The following is a 19,259-nucleotide window of genomic DNA, read 5'->3' as shown; positions in this document are numbered from 1 at the left end:
TTTTTAAGTAAAAAATTCACTCAGTTTTTCGTTAATCCATTCAGGATTCTGAATAGGAATGTTATGATCACCTGTTCCTGTAAATAAGGTTGAATTAGGAATATAGGAATTTAAAAGCTTTCCATCTGGTAAACAATCCGATTCATTTCCATAAAGTAATAAAGTTTTATTCTTTATGAGACTCATATTTTTTTTAGATGAAAATTCCTTATCCTTAATTAAATCCTGAGGCATGGAAGTTTCATGAAGTAAAAAATCAAATAGTTTTTTACTTTTTTCAAGTTGCTTATTATTTGGCGTAATATTGGTTGAAATACTATAATTTTTCATATAATGCTCAATGAACTCATTACCGTATTTTTCAAGAATTAACTCTGTATCTCCATTTTTATCAGTAATGGGGGAATCAATAATAGCTATTTTTTTGATTTTATCTTGGTTATGAATGGCAGTATATAAAGATATTAGACCACCAAAGCTATATCCTACCAAATCCACTTTCGATAAATTTAAGTGATTTAATAATTCTAACAAATCATTTGAAAGAGTTTCCAAATCATAACCTTTATCGATTTTGCCACTAAGGCCGTGGCTACGTAGATCATACATAACCACGTGATATTTTTTAGCAAGTTCAGGAGCTATATTAAAATAAAATATGGATAAGTTGGTAAACATTCCATGAACCATTACAATAGTATCGGAAGCTCCTTGATTGAGTTCTAATATGTGAGTTCTTCTATTATTTATTTGAATTATTGGCATCTACAATATAATTAACAACATCGTTGATTGATAAATTGATTAATTGATCCATTTCCATACCTGATAACCATCCATTAAAATCAATATTGTCACCATAGGTAGCTTTTACTTTCTCTGCGAATGAAACAATTTCTATACTATCCATTTCTAAATCTCTGGTAAAAACACTTTCAGGTTCAATAGTTAATTCTTCAGCTACATCTTCGCCAATTACTTCTGTTATAAATTTTTTAAGTGTTTCAAAAATATTTTCTTTTTGTTTTTCTATTGAGTCCATCCGATTATGAATTTATTATTATGTTTACTTGTTTTTATTACGGTATCATTAATGGTTAGATTTTCACCATCAATTGATGTTACTTCATATTGCTTAGGGTTTCCGTTTAATCCAATGCCAAGCATTTTCCCATAGGCCTCTTTAGCCACCCAAAAACGAGTGCTCCATTCTGCAATATCATCTTTTGATTTTATAAGGTTTATTTCTTTTTCTGTGAATGCAATATCTAAGAAACCTTTATCACGTTCTTCAATGATTTCTAAATCAATTCCTACCGGCCTATTGGATACTATGCTTACGGTATTGCTCCCTTTATGAGCAATTGAAATTTCTAACGGATCTGTTTCCGGTACTCCATGTATGGAAGGCTTATTCCTTTCATCATGCTGAATACTAAATTCAATTGGGAAATATTTTATTCCGTATTGATTATTAATATAATTTCTAACACTATCTTTAACACATACACGGCTTATTAAGAAATCTTTTTTCTTATTTAACATTAGAGAATCGTAATGACGTTTTTCATCTGTATTTAAATAAATATGCATTAAGAAATCTTGATTTACGGCTTTTTTATATCTATCATCAAAGAAATAAACATTTGGAGCTATTTCATTTGCTAAAATATGTTCCGATGGACTCATATTGGTGTTCCATAGTTTTGCATCAAAACCTTCAAATATTTGGTTTTTCCAACCTTTAATTATACACCAGATTTTTCCATCGCGTTTCATGATAATGTCGGCAGTTGCCAATTTATCTACAAATGAAGTAGGAAGACAAATACATTCAAAAGTTCCTTCCTGATCTTCAACATTTTGATAAAAATTAATTTCTTCTATTTTTACAGGAAAGCTTACTTTGGATTCTCCCTCTACCATTAATTGAAGATATAATCCATAAAGTTGTCCAATAGTATCCATTAAAGAACCTTTACCAAAAGACTTTTTAACAATAGCCCGTAAACCTTTTTTGGAAATATTTGTAACTTCTAAAATACCTTGATAGCCGGGACCATGGAACATATGATCTTTATAAATAATTTCTGGAGTAGGTAAAGTTACTTCATTCTCTCCAAAATCAATGTTTTCAAGATAAGCTGGATCTACATCTGGGAAAGATTCTCCTAATGTTACGTCTCCATTAGCAAAATTTTTGATTTTTAGAGAAACCACATTTTCAGTTTTCCAAGTTCCTTCAATAGTGTGTTGGAATGGTTTATAAACTTTCATCCATTGAAATACACTTACAGGCCCCAGACGAAGAACTTTTTTATTTAAATTTTGCTTATGAGCTGCTTCAATTAACAGCTCAAAAGTCATTGTCATGGGTATAACCGGGCATAAATCTTCAACAACTTTCCAATTCTTGGGTTGTTTGAATAAAGAATGATCTATTATATAAGGGTAATTCTTTAGATCGATATTTAACTTCTCTTCAAAAGAGCTTCCTACTTTTATCTCTTGAGTGCCTGTGTTAGGAACAACCGGCTGAGGAGCATATTCTTTTAAAGATACAAAGTTAGTAGCAATAATGTCAGAATTCGAAGCAAATGTTTTCCTTTTTTCAACCATCTCAGTTAATTCTTTTTGCATAAGAATAAGTTCTTTGGTGTAATCATTCATCGCTTGAACAACCGGATGATTGGATTTTATGAAAAGAGAATTTATTGAGTCTGATTCTGAAGTTTTAATTTTATTTTTGTGGGATAATTCTTGTAATAAAGGAAAGTTTTTTATCAAGGATTGGTTTTCAAAAACAAGAATTTCATCATTCAATGAAGACGCTTCCTCATTTTTAAGACCAATAAATGAAATATTAATATCTTTACCTTCTATAAATAGTAAAGAAAGTACCCGTCTTAATTGTTCCAGAGTAGAGAGTTTAGGTCCTGTTGAGGAAATAGCAGCATATTCTTTATTTTTAAGAATATCATCTACAAATCCAATCAAACTTCCACTTCCGATTTGAATAAAAAATCTAACATTTTCTTTTTCATATAATTTTTCAATTAATTCACGAAAAAGAACAGCTTGCGTAAGATGTTGCATGGTAAGTTCTTTAAAAGATTCAAAATCATGCGGATAAACATCTAACGTAGTTGCTGACCAAACCGGAATATCATTTTTCTCAATCTTAATGTAATTAAGATCGTCTAATAAATAAAGCTTCTTTTTAAGGAATGGAGAATGAAAACCGGATTTAAAATCTAAAACTTGATAAAAGATATTTTTAGATTTTAAGATTTGTATTAGTTGATCTTTTGCTGTTTCAGTTCCACATAATAGAACCTGGTTAGGACAATTATCATTGGATAGATAAAGATCCTGAATTTTATCTAATATGGGTTTTACTGTTTCTGTACCGGCACCTACTGCAATGAAATATACATCGTCCATGTTGTATTTTTCAGGATCCATTGAATTCAATAAATTTTCAACAGACTCATCTGAAACGAGACCTCCGGATTTAGCAGCAAACCATTCTCCTAAACTATGCCCTGCAGTTAAATCGGGTCTTATACCCATTTTTTTTAACGCACCGTCTATAATTTCACCTCCATGGAATTGCTTAAAAGATTGATCAAGGAGTAAATTACCCGTAATTCTTTCTTTCGGTACTTCATAACCAAAGTGTTTTGCAATACTCTCTACTTCAGGGTTGGATGAGGGATCAAATCCGGGAAATAAGAAAGCTATTTTTTCATTATTTCTTAAAAGAGGTTTATTGGAGAACCAAATATCTTGTCTACCTTTCCATGGTTTATCTTTTGAGATTAACTTTTTGGCTTTTTCAATGCGTTCTGATGTCGGATTAAAAAGTACTAATCGATAATTACCGGTTTGATCCGATATTGAAAAATCTCTTTTATCCAAAGCTTCTATTAAAGCCTCTTTAGTTGCTGCGGAAATGGCAATAACATCTTCTTGAAAAACCGGAACTGATTTATGAGTTTCCTCTGCATGTCCATGTGCTTGTAAGACAATATGTGCACTCATTCCGTCAATTCCAAATGTACTCACGCCTGCATTTAATGGAATTTCTTTTTCATTCCAATCAGTTAATTCTGAAACAGGCATAATTTTTGTGTTTTTCAGTATATCATTGGGCTTTTCACAATGTATTGTTGCCGGAATTTTCTTATTATATAAGGATAGTGCAGTTTTAATTATACTTGCCATACCGGACGCGGAAAGAGTATGCCCGATGTTGGACTTTACAGATCCAATTAATACTTTATCATCTTTAAATAGTTCAGAAAGCACTTCAACCTCAATTTTATCATTGTTTTTAATTGCAGTGCCGTTTGCCTCTATATATCCAATATTATCTGCTTTTACTTTTGCATTCTTCCAAGCCTCTTGAATAGCTGTTTTTTGTCCGTTTGAAAAATTATTTCCATTGGAAGCTATTCCGACTCCTTTAATTACTGCATAGATACGATCATTATCTGAAAGTGCTTTACTTAATTTCTTTAAAACAATAAAACCGGCCCCTTCACTTAATAGGATACCGTCAGCCTCTTCATCAAATGGTTTAATTTCTTGTTTGTGAGATAATAAACCGGAATTGGAAAAAACACTCCAATAGGGAGAATTTTGACTAAACTGCATACCTCCGGCTATTGCAATTTCAACCTTGTTATTTAGTAATTCCTGTATTGATTGCTCAACTGCAAGTAATGAACTTACTTCTGAAGCATCAATAGTATATGCGGCTCCTTCAGTTTTAAAATGAGAGGAAACTAATCCCGCAATAGATTTAGTCGTATATTTGAGTTTTATATCTCTTTCTTGAGCTCTTCTATCTTTTTGAAAAGCTTCTTTAACCTTTTCAATTTCTTGATCAGAAATTGATGGGAGTATATTTTTAATTGCTAATGCAAGTTGTTCGCTGGTACGGACAATATCTATACATTTTAAGTCATTAGAACCAATGTAATTTTCTTTTCCGATTATTATCGAGGATTTTTTTAAAGAAATTCTTTTCTCAAATACAGAAGCATCTTCTAATGCTTGATATACTAATTTTATAATTAATAGCTGTATAGGATCTAAATTTTGTGCTTGCTCAGTTGAGATTCCTATTTTATTCATATCAATTGTAATAGGAGGAATAAATCCTCCTTTATTACAATAGATATGATCTAATTTATTTAAATTATTTTTAAAGTAGATTGAATCAATTTTTTCTTCAGGAACTTCGGTAATGGAAGAGGTTCCTTTTATTAAATTGTTCCAAAAATCATTGATATTATTTGCTCCTGGAAGGAAACAAGACATTCCTACAATTGCAATATCTGTATCTTTCATAATTATACTCAGATTCCGAAAAATTGTTTTACACCTTGCTCACTTCCCCCCATAATTAAAACTTGGTTGTCATTACCATATTTTAATTCATTAACAAACTCTTGTGCACCTTGTTTTAACGGTATTAAGGCAACTCCTCTTTTATTAAATTCATTTTCTAGTGCACATGAAACCATTCCTGCACCTTTCCAAGGTCCCCAGTTAATTGTTATTACTCGGGCATTTGTTTTCCCTTTAATTGCCCATGAAGTCAAGTCAAAAACACTGTTTGCCGCAGCATAATCAGTTTGTCCTCTATTTCCATATACGGAAGCAATACTGCTAAAGAAAATAATGAATTTAATATCTGAATGAAGTTCATCCAGCATAACATGTAATGGGTTTATTTTCGTAGTATATACTTGTTCAAAAGCTTCTGTAGTTTTATGAACAAATAATTTATCTACTAGAAGCCCTGCGGCATGAATAAAACCATCAATTTTTCCATACTGCTTATAAGTATCTTTTATAAAGTTTCTTAATCCTTTTTCATCAGTGACGTCTAACGAAACATAAGTAACTTTTGATCCAGATTTTTCAATATTGGTAATGGTATGAATAATGTGATTAGTCTTATCAATTTTTTGAGCTTTTTTCTCTATTTCAGTAGGTATTTTCATTTGTTCTTCACTAATAAGATACTTACGAATTTCGTTTTTATCTTTTAATGAAATGTATTTTTTATCTTCTTCTGTAGGTTTGGCAGAACGTCCTACCAATATATAATGGCAAGGATATTCAGAAGAAAGTTGATTAGTTATTTCAGCAGTAATTCCTTGGGCTCCGCCTAAAACAACAACAACAGATTCTTTATCTAATTCTAATTTGGAGTTTCCATTTACAGCCAGAGATTCCGGAACTAAATTTAAACGAAAACGTTCTGTATCTTTATAAATAACTTCAGCTGAGATATCTGTTGCTTGTATTTCATCTAAAACTATCTGTGTTAAGTTTTTAGAAGTAAAGATAGTGTTAGATATAATCGCTCTACAATTTATTTTAGAATATTCACGAGCTAAGCTTTTAATCAATCCTGGAAAACCTTGAATTTTCTTTAATTCTTTAATATCTTTTTTACCTTCTAATTCTCCCATAAGATCACTAAAGCTATAGATCCATTTCATGCGATCCATATCAGCACCTTTTATTAGAGTAAATGCATCTTTAATGGTATAATGCTTAGATGATTCCGAAACATCTAAAATAAGAAGTCCATCGTAAGAAGCAAGATTTGTATTACTGTCTGTAATGATATCTACGACGGCCCCTTTAGCTTCTAAAGCTTTCTTTAGATCTTTAGCCATAGATTTTCCGTCATCAGTAATAGCAAATTTTTTGCCTTCTATTTCTATTTTATCCGATTTGTTAACAGGATATTTTTCAAGTTCAAAACGAGTTCTTAAAAGAGGCTCTTCTTTATCTGAATCAAGATTTTTTTCTAATTCTGAAATTGATTCAGCATCAAAAGATATCTCATTTACAGCTGGTGCTGCTGCAATTTTATTATCTTCTTTTTTAGAAGAATCTCCATTTGCTAAATCTTCGATCCAGCCGATAACGCCGTTTAGCGTTTTTATAGAGGCCATTTTTTCGATAGCATCTTCAGATTCTTCAAAATCAGAAGTAATATTTAATTTTTCACGTAAAGCTCCTATAATTTCCATTCTTTTAATGGAATCTATACTTAGATCTGCTTCTAAATCTAAATCCAAACCTAACATATCAATAGGATACCCGGTTTTCTCACTAACGGTATTTAGTAGAGCATCTTTGATTACTTCCAGGGAAAGAGCTTCCTTTTTAGCAGTGGGAGCTGCTGCAGGTAATGAATGGGTAGCTACAGTAACTTCATGAGATACCGGTTGTTCCGATTTTACTAATTCTTCAACCCAACCGATAACGCCGCTAAGAGTTTTTATAGAAGCCATTTTTTCAATAGCATCTTCTGATTCCTCAAAATCAGCACTGATTTTCAATTTTTCTTTTAAAGCTCCAATGATTTCCATCCTTTTAATGGAATCTATACTCAAATCGGCCTCTAAATCCATATCTAAACCAAGCATATCAATTGGATATCCGGTTTTTTCACTTACTGTATCTAGTAAGGTATCTTTGATAACTTGTATAGATAAAGCGGGTGCTGAGCTTTGGGCGACAGTTTGTACAGGTACAGCGACTTGGGCCGGTACAACAACTGTTTGTTGAGGGGTTGCGATATGAGTGCTCTGTGAAGGAACTTGTATTGTTGTTGCTTGAGGAGCAGCAATAGTTGAAGGATTTTGACCAAAGTATCCTAACATGACGTCTCTTTGGTTTTGTATCATAGATCGCATGTTACCTAGGTATTCAAGTATAACATGGTCAGCTTGAGTAAGATTATTATTCATAGTATAAGTATCGGAAATCGCTCCAAAATTTAAATTAATCGGTTTAGTGATTGGAAGTGCTCCGTTGGGAGGAAGACTTCCTACTGATGGAACAGCATAGTGGCCATTGATAAGCCAGTTGGTAGCTTTCTTTTTATATTTTTCAGGTTCGTCAAAATTTATAGAAGTTACTTTTCTGCCTTCAAATAATTTTTCCAGATTTATGTTCCTGCCGGTAGCTATATACTTAGCCAATGCATTAAGCATAAAGCTAATTCCTTCTTTTTCTTTTTCTTCTGTTTGTATTACAGTAATTTCTTGATTACCTAAAATAGATTGAACAAGATTTATTAAAACCTTACCGGGCCCTGTTTCAATGAATACTCGAGCGCCCTCTGCATACATATTAGTAACTTCTTTAGTAAAGTATACAGGGTTAATTAAATGTTCAGCTAAACGATTTTTAATTTCTTCAGGTTTTGAAGGATATAACTCTGCGGTAGTATTAGACCATATGGATAATGTCGGAGAAGTAAAGTCAACAGTGGCTAGCTCTTTTAAATATAACTCTTTAGATTTATTTAATAATGGGCTATGGAATGCACAATCAACCGCTAATTCTCTAAATGTAATTTTCTTATCTGTTAGCTTCTTCATAAACTCAGCCATTGCAGCAGTAGAACCTGCAAGAATGGTTTGTTTATTAGAATTGAAATTTACAGCCCATACTTCTTTTTCTCCCTCTAGTAATGATTTTATTTCACCTTCCGGTAGATTTAATGCAATCATCTTGCCTTTATCTTGTCCTACGGCATCTAAAATTGCATTTGCTCTTTTTTTACTTAAAGAAACTAATTCTTCAGGTTTGAATACTCCGGCAAAACAAAGTGCTGGAAGTTCTCCATAACTGTGTCCGGCAATCATGTCCGGTTCAATTCCCAGAGATCGTAAGAAACTGGCTATGGCGTAATCTACTATACCTAAAGAAGGCTGAGCATTTTGTGTTTTAGTGATTGTAGTTTGTTGTAATTTCTTACTTTCATCATCGAAGACTGCGTGAGGAAATAATATTTTTTCAAGCTCCTTATTTTGAAGTAATAAGGATCTCATGGATGGAAATGCAACAAAAAGATCACGAGCCATATTAATTCTTTGGCTTCCTTGCCCGGAAAATAAAAAGGCTACTTTACCCTCTTTAGGAGCTCTTAGATAAACTCCGGATTCTTCTTTGCTTGAAAGAAGGGAATCAATTTTATCTTTTAATTCGGTAGTATTGGATGCTACTATCGAAGCTTGAATTTCTTTATTGTTATCAGTAGCTAAACTATAGGCTATATCTTTTAAGTTCAGAGAACTATTTGCTTCTATTAAATTTTTAACTTTTTGAGCAATCTGTTTAGCTTCTTGTAAGTTGCTTCCTTTGAAAACAAATAATTCTGAAGGCCATGAAGTCATGCTGCTTGTAGATGGAATTTCTGATTTATAATTTTCCATTACAACATGGAAATTGGTTCCACCAAAACCAAAAGCGCTTATTCCGGATATTCTTTTTTCACTACTCCAGATTCCTGCCTTAGTATTGAATTTAAACGGACTGCTTTCCTTGTTATAAAAAGCATTTGGATTAGTTAAGTTGATAGTTGGCGGTTGAATACCATAGTAAGTTGCAAGAGCTGTCTTAATCAATCCTGCCATACCGGCGGCACATTTTGTATGTCCGATTTGAGTTTTTACAGATCCTAAATGAGTCTGTCCCACTAAGGCTCCGGACTCTAAAAACATTTCAGTCAATGCGCTTAATTCTGTTTTATCTCCTACAACAGTACCTGTACCGTGTGCTTCGATTAATTCGACTTCTGAAGGTAAAACACCAGCATGTTTGTATGCTCTTTGCAGCGCTTTCATCTGACCTCTTTTATTTGGAGCAGTCATACCTAAGCTCTTACCGTCACTGCTGGCACCTGTTCCTCTTATTACAGCATATATTCTGTCCCCATCGCGTTCTGCATCTTCCAATCTTTTTACTACAATCATTCCAATACCTTCACCTAAAGCGATTCCATCAGAATTAGCGTCAAATGAAGCGCATTTTCCTTTTTTTGACAATGCATGTGTAGCTGAGAACATTAAGAAGTCATTTAACCCATTATGTAAATCTGCTCCTCCTATAATGGCAATATCTGTTCTGTAATTTTGTAATTCTTGGCAACCTATATCTACTGCAGCTAGAGATGCTCCACACGCTGCATCTACCGTATAATTGGTACCTCCTAAGTTTAGCCTGTTAGTGATTCTTCCGGCTACAACATTGGATAAAACCCCCGGAAAGGAGTCTTCATTTAATTTGGGAAGCATATTTTTAAGTTCTTCCGGAAGATTTCCGAATACTTGCTTAGCATAACCCCTAAATCCATAACTTGATGCTAATTCTGTAGCTCCTTCAGCACCTATAATAACAGATGTATTTTCTCCATCGAAAGTTTTCATATCATAACCGGCATCTTCTAATGCTCTTTTAGCTACCAGAAGACTTAATAACTGTACCGGCTCTATAGATGCTAAAGATTGTGGTGGAATACCAAATTCTAATGGATCAAAATCTATAGTAGGTATAAATCCGCCCCACTTAGAAGAAACAAAATCAGTGTCTCGAGTGTCGGGATTATAAAATAGTTCTTTATTCCATCGATCATCCGGAACTTCCGTAACACAATCTTTTCCTGATAAAATATTTTTCCAGTATTCCTCTAATGTTTTGGCTTGTGGGAAAATACCGGCCATACCTACAATTGCTAACTTAGTACCACTAGGATCTTTTGTTGGTTCTGTAAGATTATCTAATTGTGAAAGGACTTTTTTACTTTCTATGGCTACGTCTTTATGAAGCTGTTTTATGGTAGTAGAATTGTCTCTTAAGACGCCTACTTGACCTATCATAAATACCCCTTTATTTAATTGTTCTTCATTGGTTAGTTTAATAAGCTCTTTACCTTGCCTTTCAATACCTTTTGCCGCTATTCTTTGGCGGCCCAAGTTCATTTCTTCCAGCTTTAACCAAACTTCTTTGGAATCTAAACCTTCAGCAAATAAACGTTGTTTTTCTTGGTCAAATAATTTTGTAAAAGGAGTAGGTAAAGCTCTGGTTTCTTGGCCAGGAGCAGCTTCTAATAAAATAGTTTTATCATGAGCTACTGATTGTTTTTGATATTCGTCCGAAATAGCACCTGTTTCAACAGCCTCTTTTGTAAATAGGTAAGAGGTACCCATCAATATACCAATTTTTGCTCCTTTAGCTGCTAATGATGCAGACATAATAGAGATAAATGCTGATGAGAACGCGTCATGAATTCCTCCTGCAAAGAAAATATTTAACGTACCGGGATGATCGTCTTTCAATAATCGATAGATTTGTTTTTCCCAAAGCACCATACTTGGTAAGGGTCCAACATGCCCACCGCTTTCTCTTCCTTCAAAAATGAAATTTCTGGCACCTTCTTTTAAAAACATGTCCAATAGTGATACGGACGGTACATGTAAAAACGCTTTAATACCTTCTTTTTCATAAGGTTTAGCTAACGAAGGGCGTCCTCCTGCAATGATAATAAACGGTGGTTTACTTTCAAGGATATATTTCATTTGTTCTTCACGCAGTTGTGCGGGAGCAAATCCTAATATACCCACTCCCCAAGCCTTATCTTTTAACAGATCGTGTGTTTTTTGAACAGCATCCTTAGCTGCCTGACCTATCATAAGGCTCATAGCTATAAATGGAACACCACCTTCGCTGGCAATTTTTTCTGCAAATTCAGGAACATCACTAACTCTGGCCATTGGACCTTGAGCAATTGGAAACCTGGTTCCTAATTCTTTGGCAAGAGGACTATTCTCTCCGATTATATTTAAATTTTTAGCTTGTAATAAGTGTCCGTAGGCAGCTTCTTGTAAAGCAACGATTAAATTTTCAAGCTTTTTATATCGTTCTACAAAATCCACAGATAAGCAAATGTCTTGCCCCATGGGAATTATATTTTGAGAAAGATCAAGTCCTCCTAAAAAAGGTAAAATATCTTCAAATTTTGCTTGTATTGGTAATTCTGGTGAATTTTTTCTAAGTAAGATTCTGAAATTGTCAATAATAACAGTTTCGCTTCCACTTAGTTTATTAAAAATATTTTTTAAATCTTTAGAAATGCTACATTCTGGGAAAAGAGCAATTTGACTATCAAGTATGATACCTTTTGCACCCATTGCTAATGCGGCAGCAGAGGTATGAATACCCATTCCTCCTTGTATATAAATTTTAGTTTTTAATTTCTTGTGCTTGTTTTTAATTCCTTGAAAAAGAACATATGAAGATTCATAAGCCACTTTTCCTGCACCTTCATTTCCTTTTAATATAATAGATTCTACTCCTTTTTTGATGGCTTCTTCAGCCTCGTCTAGGGAGTGAACTTGATGGAAAATTTCTACATTTTTTTTAACAGAAATTTTAAAATTAAAAGGAATAAATACTTTGGTTACATTTTCAGGAAGTGGAAGGTCAGCCATTGATTCTGACACAAAACATACTCCAAATGATTCTCTTGTTTTTTCAGAAAGTTCATTTAAACTTTGAATAGCTTTGTTTTTATCTCTTCCTAAATGTAGGATTGGAAAAGCCCCGGTTTTAATAGTTTTTAAGGCTAGATCAACGTCAGGTAATTCAAAAGGAGAAAGAACAAATAACTCTTTTTTTTCTTGCATGGCTTAAAAAAATTGTATTTAGTAAATATTTAACTTATCAATGTTTTTTACTACTTAGGATAATCTAGGATCATACAGTATTAACTAAACATATTCCACTTATCTTTAAAGATGGAATCGAAACGCAAATATAAACAAAAAAAACTAATTTTAACGTTTTATTAGTAATAGTTTATATTAAGTTTTTGAACTTACGAATCTGCCAAATAAAGATGATCAAAGCTAAAATAGTTGAGATGGTGTCGGATAGGGGTATTGAGTACCACACTCCATTTAATTTTAAATAGTTAGGTAAAATAAATAGAGAAGGTACAAGTACTAAGAATTGCCTGCTCATGCTTAAAATAAAAGCAATAACTGCTTTTCCAATACATTGAAAGAAATTGGAAATAACCATTTGAATACCGCTTAATGGTAAAGTAATGGTCATAATTTGTAAAGCTAGAGAAGCTTCTTTTGCTAATTTTGGTGATGGGTTAAAGGGAGTAACCACTAGTTCCGGTAATAAAAAACCGAATAAAAATCCTAAACACCCAATGAACAAACCGGCTTTAAGACTATAAGACAAAGTTTCTTTAACTCTGCTCATATTTTTAGCCCCATAATTATATCCTATTATGGGTTGCATTCCTTGTGTTAATCCTACTAATACCATTATAAATACCATTATAAGACGATTGGCTATGGTATAAGCTTCTATAGCTGTGCTGCCTCCATATACATTTAGCCTGTTATTAATGAACAAAACGACAATAGATGCAGCAATTAACATAAAAAAAGGAGCAAATCCCACATTAATAATTGACCATATGATTTTAAAATTGGGTTTTAAGCTGTCCCATTGAAATGAAACAATGGCGTTAGATTTAAAAAAATGCTTTAAAACTACACACAAGCCTATAGCCATTGATAGGTTAGTAGCTATGGCAGCTCCTTTCATTCCCCATTGTAAGATGAATATAAAAACAGGTGCTAAAATAATATTAGCAACAACCCCTATAAGCATCATATACATAGCTTTTTTAGGGTATCCTGAAGCACGCATGATGCTGTTGAGAGCATAATTTACTGTTAAAAATACATTTCCCGGGAGATAATAAAGTAAGAATTCTTTTGCAAATGGAAATGTTTGAGGAGTGGATCCGATAGCTGTAAGTATTGAGTCCATATAGGTATAAATACCTATAATTAATAATAGGGTTAATACTATAGCTAATACAATGGAATTACCCAATACGCAATTTGCTGATTTAATGTCTTTTTGACCTAAGAAAATAGAGGTACGTGTGGAAGCACCTGATCCTACTAGCATACCTATTCCTGAGATAAGGTTCATAATTGGGAGAAGAACTCCCAGTCCGCCTATAGCATGATCTCCCAAATTTTCTCCATGACCTATGTAAATGCTGTCTATAATATTGTATAAAGCAATTACTATGGTTCCTATAATTGCCGGAATTGCATATTTCCAAATAAGTTTTCGAGGTTTTTCATTCTCTAACTCTGATATGTTTTGAGATTTATCTATAGCTTCCATTCGTAAAATAAGATCGTCTGTTGTTTAATATAAATAGTTAGTTAATTAAAATTTAAAGAATAGGCTATTAATTCTTTGATAAGTGACAATTAATAATCTATTTCATAGCTAGTCTTTCACCAACAAGCGAAATCCTTCTCCATGAATATTTACAATTTCTACATCGTCATCATCTTTTAATAATTTCCTAATTTTAGCAATATACACATCCATACTGCGAGAAGTAAAATAATTATCATTATGCCAAATTTTTGTAAGTGCTTCTTCTCTAGGCATGAGATCGTTTTTATATTTGCATAGGAGTTTTAATAGTTCGTTCTCTTTAGGCGATAGTTTGTGCATTTTACCATTAACTTCTAATTGTCTTAACCTGGTATTAAATTTAAAATTAGAAATTTCGTAGATTTCTTTGTCTTCATATTCAGAACTAGTGGAAGAATTAGAATTCCTTTGCAGAACTGCGTTAATTTTATACAATAAAACTTCAGAATCAAACGGTTTAGTTATATAATCATTAGCACCAAGTTTATATCCGGTGAGAATGTCCTCGCGCATATTTTTAGCTGTTAAAAAGATAATCGGAACATCTGGATTAATGTCAATGATTTCTTTAGCTAATGTAAAGCCGTCTTTTTTTGGCATCATCACATCGGATAGACAAATGTCAAAATTGTCTGCTTTAAATTTTTCTAAACCATCCTCACCATCAACGGATAGAGTTACATCGTAATCGTGAATAGAGAGGTAATCTTTTAAAACAGCACCAAAGCTTGGATCATCTTCTACTAATAATAGCTTTACTTTTTTATCCATAATATTTTTATTTTAGAGGAATTCGTACAATAAAGGTGGTTCCTTTATGTAATTTACTAACAACTTTAATACCACCATTATGTAAGTTAATAATATTTTTTACGTAGGCTAATCCTAGACCGTGACCTTTTACATTATGTATATTTCCTGTTTCTTCGCGATAAAATTTTTCAAATATTTTTTTTATAACGTTTTCAGACATTCCTTTGCCTTTATCTGCTATTTCAACTACATAATCATTTTTTTCATTATAAGTTTTAACAGATATTTCAGGTTTTTCAAGTGAATATTTATTTGCATTGTCTAATATATTTACAAAAGTATTCGTAAGGTGGAACCCATCTACATTTCCAACATATTTTTCAGCTAAGTATTGCTCTTTAATAGTCCCCCCTCTTTGTTCTACTTGTACGCGAACAGTTTTAATGCTGTTTTTTAAAATTTGTCTAATATCGGTTTCTTTTTTAATAAGTTGAAGTGCATTGCGTTCAAGTTTTGACATTTGCAAAACCATTTCTACCTGTTTTTTCATTCTTTCATTTTCTTGCTTTATTAAAGAGGTATAAAATTTCATCTTTTCCGGTTCTGATTGAACTTTTTCAGAATTCAACGCATCTGTAGCAATATTAATGGTTGCTATAGGAGTTTTAAATTCATGGGACATATTATTAATGAAATCTGTTTTTATTTCAGAGATCTTTTTTTGCTGAGACATATAATATATAGAGGCGATGTATATGGCAATAATAACCAATGTGGATGCAACAGTTACTCCAATAGCTCCCAAAATTGGATTAAGGACGGAATATTGTTTAGAAGGAAAATACACGGATAGATAATATTGAGTAGTATCTTTGCCATCAGAAAATAAAACAACATTGTAATTTTGAGTAAACTTATTACTTAAGATGAAATCATCACTATGAATTTTAGTCAATTGAAGCTTATTATTAAGAACTCCGCATTTAAAATCAGTATCAATATTATGTTTTTTTAATTCTAAGTTTACCACAGAATCTATTAGCTGCATATTAATTCTAGATTCCAGACTCATTTGGTTTACACTTAATCTTGCAAATTCATCTAAGGTAAATTTAGGGCTTACAAAACTATTTTCTATGTTTTTTTCTATCGGTTTAATGTTAGGATGAAGGGAATCTTTTTTAATTTTTAAAACTCCTTCATCGGTTAATAAATTGGTTATTTTCAACGTATCCTTTTTGGAAAAAGGAATGATTAGTGGCTTTTTATTTACAATTGTTTTTTTATAAATGATATATTTAACAGACTGAGAATCAATAACACTCATGGCTGTTTGGATAGTGCTGGAATCTTTCTGATTATTTATATCCTGGTAAAAATTGGTAAAAGGTTTATAAAATTTGTTAATTTCAATTGTATTAATTTTTTTGGAAGAGTTATTTAACGCTTTATAAACCCGAGATGAAAAATCCTGTTCTCCGTCATCTATAGCTTGCTTTAACCAAAAAATCTGCAATCCCACAAAAACTATAAGGGAAATAGTCATTAATCCTGATAAAATGGGGATGAAACGTTCCTTCATTGTACAAAATTAAACATTTTTGACTGATTAACTGATGAAATTGTTACAATTAGCTAATTTTAAATATTTTTTAGATTTTATCTTACTTGAAAGTAAATCAATCGAAATATTTTATATGTTTGAAATATTATATGAAGATTAATTTTAAAAATGAATTAAATTTGTAGGTCTATAACTATATTATATTATGCACCAAGAAGAAAAAAAAACTTTAAATTTTATAGAACAGATAATTGAAGAGGATTTGGAAAACGGTTTTCCTAAAGAAAAGTTGAGGTTTAGATTTCCACCTGAACCCAATGGCTATCTTCATATAGGTCATATTAAAGCTATATGGATAAATTTCGGATTGGGGCAGAAATATAAAGTTCCTGTTAATTTGCGTTTTGATGATACCAACCCGGTAAAAGAAGATCAAGAATATGTAAATGCGATAAGGAAGGATGTAGAATGGTTGGGCTATACTTGGGATAAGGAATGCTATGCTTCTGATTATTTTCAACAATTATATGAATGGGCCGTAAAATTGATTAAAGAAGAAAAAGCTTATGTAGATAATCAGACCTCGGAACAAATCAATGAGCAGAAAAAAAATCCTTTTGAAGAAGGTATTGAAAGTCCCTATAGAAACAGAAGCATAGAAGAAAACCTTGATCTTTTTAAAAGAATGAAAGAGGGAGAATTTGAGGAAGGAAGTTGTGTGCTTCGTGCAAAAATAGATATGAAATCTCCCAATATGAATATGAGAGACCCGGTTATGTATCGTATATTAAAAAAACATCATCAAAGAACCGGTAACCGGTGGTGTATTTATCCCTTATATGATTGGACACATGGAGAATCGGATTATATAGAGCAGGTTTCCCATTCCTTATGTTCATTGGAATTTGAAAATCATAGACCCTTATATGAATGGTTTTTGGATCAAGTTTATGACCCTACAAAAGTTAAAAGTAAGCAACGCGAATTTGCCAGATTAAATTTAAGTTATACGATTACCAGCAAACGAAAATTATTGCGTTTAGTAGAAGGTAACTATGTATCGGGTTGGGATGATCCACGTATGCCTACAGTTTCAGGAATGAGAAGGAGAGGGTATACTCCTGAAGCTATTAAAGATTTTATGGAACGAGTAGGGGTAGCTAAAAGAGATAATATTATTGATTTTGCTTTATTAGAATTTACGGTCAGAGATCATTTAAATAAGATTGCACCCCGAGTGATGGCTGTAATTAATGCTGTTAAAGTTGTAATTACTAATTACCCTGAGGACAAGGAAGAGGTAGTTATTATTGAAAATAATCCGGAAAACCTAGAAGCAGGAGAAAGAGAAGTTCCCTTTTCAAGAGAAATTTATATTGAAAGAGAAGATTTTATGGAAGAAGCCCCAAAGAAATTTTTCCGATTGACCTTAGGGGGAGAGGTAAGATTAAAAGGTGCTTATATTATTAAAGCTGAATCAATAGAAAAAGATTCAAATGGTATAATACAAACTATTTATTGCACGTATGATGATAAAAGTAAGAGCGGTAGCGGTACAGAGGAAAGTATGAGAAAGGTGAAAGGAACTTTGCATTGGGTATCGGTAAAACATGCATTACCTATAGAGGTAAGAATTTATGATCGTCTATTTAAAGAAGAATCTCCGGATACACAAGAGGGAGATTTTTTAAATTTCTTAAATCAGGATTCTTTAAAAACTATTTACGGATATGCCGAGCCCAGCCTGTATGGTACAAAAATTGGTACTAAATATCAATTTCAAAGACTTGGTTATTTTGCAGTAGATGACGATTCTAAGGAAGATCATCTTATTTTTAACAGAACAGTAACATTAAAAGATACTTGGGCTAAAATCGCTAATAAATAAAGTTATAAAATATGAAAAAAATAATCTCACTAACCGCTCTAACCGTTCTTTTGTCTTTTTCACTTTTTAGTGAAGCTCAACAAGTAAAAACTCCGGCAGCAAGTTTAAAAGCGGAAGTTGAGCAGATGGTTGGTTTAACAGATGTAGAATATGTATATTCTCGACCTAATAAAAAAGGAAGAGTAATTTTTGGCGGACTGGTACCTTATGGACAAGTATGGAGAACAGGTGCCAATGAGAATACGACCATCAAGTTTGGAGATGATATTGAAATTGATGGTAAAACTATTCCAAAAGGTAAATATGCTATATATACGATACCCTATGAAGATAAATGGGAGATAATTTTTTATTCAGATTCGGAAAATTGGGGAACTCCTGAAAAATGGGACAATAATAAGGTAGTTTTAAAGACAACTGTACCGGTAAAAAAATTAGCCGAATCTGTTGAATCATTTACTATAGGCATTAATAATCTTTCAGATAACTCAGCACATTTACAATTTATGTGGGATCAAGTACTGGTAGATGTAACTTTCAATGTACCAACACAAAAAATAGCTAATGCAAGTATAGATGGTATTTTATCCAACCCTAGAGCAGATGCTAATGCCTATTATGCTTCAGCAAATTATTATTTGCAATCCAACGGAGATATGAAGAAAGCTTTGAATTGGATCAATAGAGCCATTGAATTGAAACAAGGAGAATCCCCCTATTGGTTTTTTAAAGTTAAATCACAAATTCAGGCTAAATTGGGAGACATAAAAGGAGCTATTGAATCTGCTGAAAAATCTTTAGAAGGAGCTCAAAAAGAAGGAAATAAGGATTATATCAAAATAAATACCGAAGCTATTAAAGAATGGAAAAAGATACTATAGTTTGTTATTAACATAAAAAAAACTGGACCGGTAAGATATTTCTTACCGTTTTTATTATTAAGTAATTTAAAATATTCTGATTTTACAG

Annotated in this window: 9 protein-coding genes; 2 read left to right on the top strand and 7 right to left on the bottom strand. The window is 32.4% G+C overall.

Going from position 1 to position 19,259, the window contains the following annotated elements:
• Positions 1-3: 3 nt before the first annotated feature.
• The 7 genes from ASC36_RS02845 to ASC36_RS02815 form a co-directional block, all read right to left on the bottom strand.
• The gene (locus ASC36_RS02845; RefSeq protein ID WP_055424981.1) at positions 4-765 is read right to left on the bottom strand and encodes an alpha/beta fold hydrolase; all 762 of its coding nucleotides are present in this window, start codon (positions 763-765) and stop codon (positions 4-6) included.
• Positions 743-1,042, bottom strand: coding sequence for an acyl carrier protein (locus ASC36_RS02840; protein WP_055424980.1), 300 nt, complete (start codon positions 1,040-1,042; stop codon positions 743-745). Before ASC36_RS02840 ends, ASC36_RS02845 begins: the two co-directional genes overlap by 23 nt.
• Positions 1,030-5,358: a type I polyketide synthase gene (locus tag ASC36_RS02835; protein ID WP_055424979.1), complete on the bottom strand. Its 4,329-nt coding sequence runs from the start codon at positions 5,356-5,358 to the stop codon at positions 1,030-1,032. Before ASC36_RS02835 ends, ASC36_RS02840 begins: the two co-directional genes overlap by 13 nt.
• Positions 5,359-5,366: 8 nt before the next feature.
• Entirely contained in the window at positions 5,367-12,506 is a 7,140-nt protein-coding gene (locus ASC36_RS02830; RefSeq protein ID WP_055424978.1) for a type I polyketide synthase, read from the bottom strand.
• Positions 12,507-12,678: 172 nt separating this feature from the next.
• A complete protein-coding gene (locus ASC36_RS02825; RefSeq protein ID WP_073961196.1) occupies positions 12,679-14,043 on the bottom strand; it encodes an MATE family efflux transporter in 1,365 nt (454 codons plus the stop codon).
• Positions 14,044-14,151: 108 nt separating this feature from the next.
• Positions 14,152-14,856: a response regulator transcription factor gene (locus tag ASC36_RS02820; RefSeq protein WP_055424977.1), complete on the bottom strand. Its 705-nt coding sequence runs from the start codon at positions 14,854-14,856 to the stop codon at positions 14,152-14,154.
• Positions 14,857-14,863: 7 nt separating this feature from the next.
• Positions 14,864-16,420: a sensor histidine kinase gene (locus ASC36_RS02815; RefSeq protein WP_055424976.1), complete on the bottom strand. Its 1,557-nt coding sequence runs from the start codon at positions 16,418-16,420 to the stop codon at positions 14,864-14,866.
• A 187-nt stretch (positions 16,421-16,607) separates the two neighbouring features.
• Here ASC36_RS02815 and ASC36_RS02810 point away from each other — a divergent pair, with 187 nt between their 5' ends.
• Positions 16,608-18,290: a glutamine--tRNA ligase/YqeY domain fusion protein gene (locus ASC36_RS02810; protein ID WP_055424975.1), complete on the top strand. Its 1,683-nt coding sequence runs from the start codon at positions 16,608-16,610 to the stop codon at positions 18,288-18,290.
• A gap of 11 nt (positions 18,291-18,301) precedes the next feature.
• Complete coding sequence (locus ASC36_RS02805; protein ID WP_055424974.1) at positions 18,302-19,171, top strand: DUF2911 domain-containing protein; 870 nt, start codon at positions 18,302-18,304, stop codon at positions 19,169-19,171.
• Positions 19,172-19,259: the final 88 nt, after the last annotated feature.

Source organism: Apibacter mensalis, from assembly GCF_001418685.1.
Classification (GTDB): domain Bacteria; phylum Bacteroidota; class Bacteroidia; order Flavobacteriales; family Weeksellaceae; genus Apibacter; species Apibacter mensalis.
The sequence above is the reverse complement of the archived record's forward strand: the minus strand, read 5'-3'. Positions and strand labels throughout refer to the sequence as shown.